This window comes from Streptomyces sp. AV19, from assembly GCF_015999245.1.
GTDB lineage: Bacteria > Actinomycetota > Actinomycetes > Streptomycetales > Streptomycetaceae > Streptomyces.
Genome location: NZ_JAEAMR010000012.1, coordinates 1 through 6,170, shown reverse-complemented (window position 1 = coordinate 6,170; position 6,170 = coordinate 1). Strand labels below are relative to the sequence as shown.

Genomic DNA, 6,170 nt, shown 5'->3' with positions numbered 1-6,170 from the left:
CGCGCGAAGCGCGGTTTCAGGGGTCCAGGGGGCGGAGCCCCCGGTCAGCGCGGCGAAGCCGCGTTGCAGGCCCGGGGCTTGCCCCGGAAGAAACGGTGAAAGGGCGGGGCGGGGAAAACCCCCTCACACCTCCACCACCACCGTGAACGGCCCGTCGTTCGTCAACGACACCTTCATGTCCGCCCCGAAGACCCCCGTCTCCACCCGCGCCCCCAACCCCCGCAACCGCCCGACGACCTCGTCGACCAGCGGCTCCGCCACCGCCCCGGGAGCCGCCGCGTTCCACGTCGGCCGCCGTCCCTTCCGCGCGTCACCGTAAAGCGTGAACTGGGAGATCACCAGCAGCGGCGCCCCCACGTCCGAACACGACTTCTCATCCGCGAGGATCCGCAGCGACCACAGCTTCCGCGCCAGCCGCTCCGCCTCCGCCGGGCCGTCGTCGTGCGTCACCCCGACCAGCACGCACAGCCCCTCGCCGACGATCTCGCCGACCGTACGGCCGTCCACCACGACCGAAGCCCCGTTCACCCTCTGCACCACAGCACGCATGGCGTCCATCATGCCCGCCGTCCGTTCAGGGCCGTTCGGGTGGAGACGTCCTGCGGCCGGGCCGGGGGCAGTGGCACGATGCGTGCATGCGACGTGCGGGCGACGCGTTCGCACCCGGCGCGCGAGGGGACGGAGCCGCATGACCACACCCGCCGAAGGCCACCTCACCACCGAGAACCACCTCAAGACGCTCAGGGACGCCGTGGACAGTCTGAACGCGAGGCCGCCGAGCCAGCGCTCGGGCCGGCTCGCGGACGTACCCGTACGCCGCCTCGGCGAGCTCCGCCTCGCGGAGCTGCGCGCGCTGCGCCGGGAGGCCCGGCAGGAGGAGGCCGACCTCAGCTACGTGCGCAGGCTGCTGCAGGGCCGGATCGACATCCTCCGGGCCGAGCTCGCCCAGCGGGCCGACGCGGAGGCGGAGTCCCTCGTGGACCGGCTGTCGGAGATCCTCGCCGACGGCCCGTCCGCGCACCGCTCCTCCGCCCGCCACGTGACGCTGGGCACGCCGCACGCCGAGGAGTACCGGCGGCTGGCCGAGGACATGCTCGGCGAGGTCGCCCTGTCCGACCTGGCCGCCCGCACGGACGGCGAGCTGCGCGCCGCCCGGCTGCGCCTGGGCACGTACGAGCGGCACGTCTCCGGCCGCCGCCGGCAGCTCCAGCGGACCGCGGACGACTGCGGCGCGGAGATCGCCCGCCGGTACCGCGAGGGGGAGGCACAGGTGGACGACCTGCTCCCGTAGGGCGCCGGACCCGAAAATGCGGGTGCGTCGGGCGACTTCCGTCTCCTACCGTGCGCCCATGAGCACCGCGATACGCACCATCGACGCCACGGAACTCGCGGACTGGATCCTCGGTGTGCGCACCGGCTTCCACGTCTCCGCCCCCGCCACGAAGGAGGAGGTCGAGGCCCGCCGGGACGGCACGGACCTCTCCCGGACGCAGGGCGCCTTCGACGCGGGGCGCTGCGTGGGCACCTTCCGCAGCTTCGCGCAGCGGATCACGCTGCCCGGCGGCACGGCGGTCCCGGTGAGCGCGGTCACCAACGTGAGCGTCTCGGCGACGCACCGCCGGCGCGGTCTGCTCAGCCGGATGATGGAGCGGGACCTGCGGGCCGCCAGGGAGCGCGGGGAGACCGCCGCGACGCTGACCGCCGCCGAGTACCCGATCTACGGGCGGTTCGGCTTCGGCCCGGCCGTCTCGGTGGCCACCTGGGAGGTGGACACCGCCCGGACCGGGCTGGACCGCCGCCGCGGCACCCCGGACGACGGCGGCCGCCTGGACTTCGTGGACGGCGCGACCGTGCGCGAGCTGGCCCCCGCCCTGCACGAGCGGGTGCGCGCCACCCGGCACGGCGTCGTCGACCGCGACGAGCGGTGGTGGCGCTTCGCCACCGGCGACCTCCCCCGCGCCGACTGGACCGAGCCCTTCCACGTCCTCCACCGCTCGCCCGACGGCAGCGTGGACGGGCTCCTCACCTACACCGTGGACGAGACCTGGGCCGCCATGCGCCCGCAGAACACGGCGTCCGTGCGCGACCTCGTCGCCGCCACCCCGGCCGCGGAACGCGCCCTGTGGCACTTCCTGTTGACGGCCGACTGGGTCATGAAGGTCAACACCGGTCCGCGCGCCCCGGACGACATCCTGCCGCTGCTGCTGCCCGACCCGCGGGCCGCCCGCATCACCTCGCAGGCCGACTCGGTGTGGCTGCGCCCGCTGGACGTCCCGGCCCTGCTGGAGGCCCGTACGTACGCCGTCCCCGGCTCGCTCGTCGTCGAGGTCGCCGACCCCGACGGGTACGCGGCCGGCCGCTGGCTCCTGGACGCGGCGGAGGACGGCGCGAGCTGCGTCCCGACCAGCCGCGCGGCGGAACTCTCCCTCTCGGCGGGCGACTTGGGCTGCCTCCTGCTCGGCGACGAGTCCGCCGGCCGCCTGGCCGCGCTCGGCCGCGCCACGGAGGACCGCCCCGGCGCCGCCGCCCGCGCGGACGCCCTGCTGCGCACCTCCCGCCGCCCCTGGTGCCCCGACGTCTTCTGACGTCACGCCGCACGCCATGATGGGATCATGGCCAAACAGCTGCCGTACCACTGCCCGATCGACGCGGCCATGCACGTCATCGAGGGCAAATGGAAGGTCCTCGTCCTGTGGGAACTCAGGGACCGCCCGCGCCGCTTCGGCGAACTGCGCCGGGCCCTGCCCGGCATCAGCGAGAAGGTCCTGGCGCAGCAGCTGCGCGAGTTGGAGACGGACGGCATCGTCCACCGCGAGGTGTACGACGCGGTGCCGCCGAAGGTGGAGTACACGCTGACGGAGGAGGGCCGCGAACTGAACGCGGCGCTGGAGCCGTTGGGGGCATGGGGGCGGAGGCGGATGGCTCCGCCGGGGGGCGCGGGGGCCGCGGCGGCGGCGTGACCGCCGGGGGGCTTCCCCCCGCCCCCTCCCCCAGAGGGGGCACCCCCACTTTCACCGTTTCCCGGGAAGACCCCGCCCCCGTCCGCCCTCCGGGCGGAGTCCACGAGCGCCGAACGGGCTGAAATCCGGGCCGCGGGCGGGCAATTCGGCCTGTCCGGGGGCGCCCATCGGCCGCCCCCACCGCGAGCTGACCACCACAGGTCAGCTCAACCGCGCCTCCGCGTAAACAGCCATCGCCCCGCACTGATACACGGCCAACCCGTCCGCGATCCTGTCATAGTTCGCACGGAACTCGGGATCGTCCGCATAGTGCCGGCCCAGCCCCTTGTACGCGGCCGCGTCCGGCGTCCAGAACCGGCACACACCCCGGTAGTGGGCGTCCACCTCGTCCTGCACCGCGGGGTCGTCCACCGGCGTACCCGCCGCCATGAACTCCGCGAAGCGGATCATCTGCGCCGTCACCTCGCGCTGCCACCGCTCCGTGTCCTCGGCGGTCATCGCCCCGGCGGCCCGCCGGGACTGCTCCCACTGCTCCGGCCACCGCTCGCGCGCCTCGTCCGAGCGGCTCGATCCCCCGAAGCCCTCGAACAGGTTCTCCGGCCTGTTGATCTTCACCATGTCCTTGCAGCCCTCGTCTTCCGCCAGTTCGGCGATGGTGCGGCCGACCGTGCGGGCCAGCGTCTCCAGCCGGTCCCGCTCCTCCAGCAGCCGCCGGTGGTGCTCGCGCAGCACCGCCACCCGGTCGGCCCGGCTGTCCAGGACCGCCCGGATCTCCCGCAGCCCCAGGCCCAGCTCCCGCATCAGCAGGATCTGCTGGAGCCGCAGCAGCCCGTCCTCCTCGTAGTGGCGGTGCCCGTTGCTCCCGATCCACGCGGGCGGCAGCAGGCCGATCTCGTCATAGTGCCGCAGTGTCCGGGACGTCACCCCGGACATCCGGGCCACGTCCGCGATCGACCAGGCCATGACCTGCCCCGCTTCCCATCACCGGGCCGGTCGCTCCGGCCCGTCCACGACGGTAGAAGTTGACGTTACGGAAACCGCAAGTCCACAGGGCGGGCCGAAAAATACCGGGACGAAAAATACGATGCGCGCCGCGGCCGCCCCTTGCTACCGTCCCCGACATGTTCATGTGTACCGGCCAGAACTGGTTCATCAAGCCCCGCAGCGCCGCCTAGCGGCAAGCTGCGCGACCGGCGACCAACGCTCCGACACAGCTTCGCCGCACTCCGGTATCCCGCCGGTGCGGTGCTCGACGCTGCCCGGCTCCGAAGACGACACAGTGCGGAGCTCCCTCATGAACGACCGTATCCACCACAGCGATCTGCGCGATCTCCTTCCCCCGGCCGAGCCGGCCCTGCCGGCCGCCCCCGCCGGACTGACGCGCTGGGTCGCCTCCCACGCCTCCCGGCTGGCCGGCCTCGGCCCCGGCGCCGGCCTGGAGGGCCCGCTCGACGACCTGGAGCCGCTGCGCGACCTCGTCGGCGGCGCCCGCGTGGTCGCCCTCGGCGAGAACTCCCACCAGATCCGCGAGTTCGGCCTGCTGCGCCACCGCATCCTGCGCTTCCTCGTCGAGGAACTGGGCTTCACCGCCTGCGCCATGGAGTACGGAGCCGCCGAGGGCCGCCCCGTGGACGCCTGGGTCCAGGGCGGGCCGGGCGACATCGACGACCTCCTGGCCCCGGGCAGGGGCATCGAGGGCCTGGGGCTGCCCGCCGAATGCCGGGACACCCTGCGCTGGCTGCGCCGCCACAATTCCGCCGCCGCGCACCCGGTCCGCTTCCTCGGCTGCGACATCCCCCGGGCCGGCGGCTCGCTCGCACCCGTACTGGAGCCGGTCGCCGCCTATCTGGCCACCGTGGACCCCGGCGCCCTGCGCTTCCTGGACACCGCGCTGGAGATCTCCGGGCCGATCTCGGGCGGGACGGTCATGGTGCCGGCCTACGCCAGGCTCGCTCTGGCCCCGGCGGTACAGGACCGGCTCACCACCGCGCTCGCCCGGCTGCTGGGCCGCTTCACGGACCTGCGCGAGACCTACACCGAGCGCGGCGGCACCGCGGCGTACGAAACCGCGCTGTCGGACGTCCGCGCGGCGGTGACGACCGACCGGGCCCAGCGCGCCATGGCCGAGGCGCTGGCGGGCGCGCCCGACGGCCCGGGCTTCGCCGCCCGGGAACGCTATCTGGCCGACACGCTGCTGGAGTTCCTGGAGCGTTCCGGCCCCGGCACCCGGGCCGTCCTCGTCGGGCACAACGCCCACATCCAGCGCTCGGCCAACCGGGCGGACGGCCCGCTGGCGTCGACGACCATGGGCAACCTGCTCTCCAGGGCGCTCGGCGCGGACTACGTCCCCCTCGCGCTGACCGGCAACGGCGGCGAGACGGTGGAGAACGTGCCCGACCCGGACCACCCGTTCGGGATGCGCTGGGGCCGGGCCGCCGTCCCCGAGGCCGCTCCGGACAGCGTCGAGGCGCTGTTCCCGGGCGTGCCAGGGGAGCCGGCCCTGGTGGACGCGCGGGCACTGCGCGCGTACGCCCGTCGTCACGGGCTGCCGGAGCCGGTCCGCACCCGGCTGGACACCGCGTTCATCGAGGTCCCCGCCCTGGAGGCGTTCGACGGGATCATCTGCGTCCCGGACACCTCCCTCAGCGCCGACCTGCCGCGGCAGCCCCCGGTTTCAGGGCACTGAACCGCACTGAAACCCTCGTGAAACCGCGCTGAATGCGCCCTCCCGCAATCTCTGCGGCATGACGACAAGGACATCGCACTCGCTCGCCATCGCGGCCAAGGGACTGCGCAAGGCCTACGGGGACAAGACGGTGCTCGACGGCATCGATCTGGCCGTGCCGGCCGGCACCGTCTTCTCCCTGCTCGGCCCGAACGGCGCCGGCAAGACCACCGCCGTCAAGATCCTCTCCACGCTCATCACCGCCGACGGCGGCGAACTGCGCGTCGGCGGCCACGACCTGGCCGCCGACCCGCAGGCCGTGCGGGCCGCGATCGGTGTCACCGGGCAGTTCTCCGCCGTCGACGGCCTGATCACCGGCGAGGAGAACATGCTCCTCATGGCGGACCTGCACCACCTCTCCCGCCGCGAGGGACGACGGGTCGCCGCCGAACTCCTGGAGCGCTTCGACCTCACGGAGGCCGCGAAGAAGCCCGCCTCCACCTACTCCGGCGGCATGAAGCGCCGCCTCGACATCGCCATGACCC

7 protein-coding genes are annotated in these 6,170 nt (G+C 73.9%); 5 read left to right on the top strand and 2 right to left on the bottom strand.

Features of this window, described 5'->3' with window-relative positions:
* Positions 1-123 precede the first annotated feature (123 nt).
* Complete coding sequence (dtd, locus tag I5Q34_RS23355; protein ID WP_199894355.1) at positions 124-549, bottom strand: D-aminoacyl-tRNA deacylase; 426 nt, start codon at positions 547-549, stop codon at positions 124-126.
* Positions 550-688: 139 nt separating this feature from the next.
* On the opposite strand from dtd, the gene I5Q34_RS23350 reads away from it, so the two are divergent.
* Genes I5Q34_RS23350 through I5Q34_RS23340 form a run of 3 tightly spaced genes read left to right on the top strand, consistent with a single transcriptional unit; the run spans position 689 to position 2,960 of the window.
* The gene (locus tag I5Q34_RS23350; protein WP_234429431.1) at positions 689-1,291 is read left to right on the top strand and encodes an AmfC protein; all 603 of its coding nucleotides are present in this window, start codon (positions 689-691) and stop codon (positions 1,289-1,291) included.
* Between the two features lie 58 nt (positions 1,292-1,349).
* Entirely contained in the window at positions 1,350-2,585 is a 1,236-nt protein-coding gene (locus I5Q34_RS23345; RefSeq protein ID WP_199894354.1) for a GNAT family N-acetyltransferase, read from the top strand.
* Positions 2,586-2,612: 27 nt separating this feature from the next.
* Positions 2,613-2,960: a helix-turn-helix domain-containing protein gene (locus tag I5Q34_RS23340; protein ID WP_199894353.1), complete on the top strand. Its 348-nt coding sequence runs from the start codon at positions 2,613-2,615 to the stop codon at positions 2,958-2,960.
* Between the two features lie 201 nt (positions 2,961-3,161).
* On the opposite strand, the gene I5Q34_RS23335 is transcribed toward I5Q34_RS23340, so the two are convergent.
* Positions 3,162-3,923 carry a MerR family transcriptional regulator gene (locus I5Q34_RS23335; RefSeq protein WP_199894352.1) on the bottom strand — a complete coding sequence of 254 codons (762 nt, stop codon included), beginning with the start codon at positions 3,921-3,923 and terminating at the stop codon, positions 3,162-3,164.
* 331 nt (positions 3,924-4,254) lie between these two features.
* Here I5Q34_RS23335 and I5Q34_RS23330 point away from each other — a divergent pair, with 331 nt between their 5' ends.
* Both I5Q34_RS23330 and I5Q34_RS23325 read left to right on the top strand, forming a co-directional pair.
* A complete protein-coding gene (locus tag I5Q34_RS23330; RefSeq protein WP_199894351.1) occupies positions 4,255-5,646 on the top strand; it encodes an erythromycin esterase family protein in 1,392 nt (463 codons plus the stop codon).
* A gap of 58 nt (positions 5,647-5,704) precedes the next feature.
* The coding region (locus I5Q34_RS23325; protein ID WP_199894350.1) for an ABC transporter ATP-binding protein at positions 5,705-6,170 on the top strand (466 nt) is incomplete at its 3' end.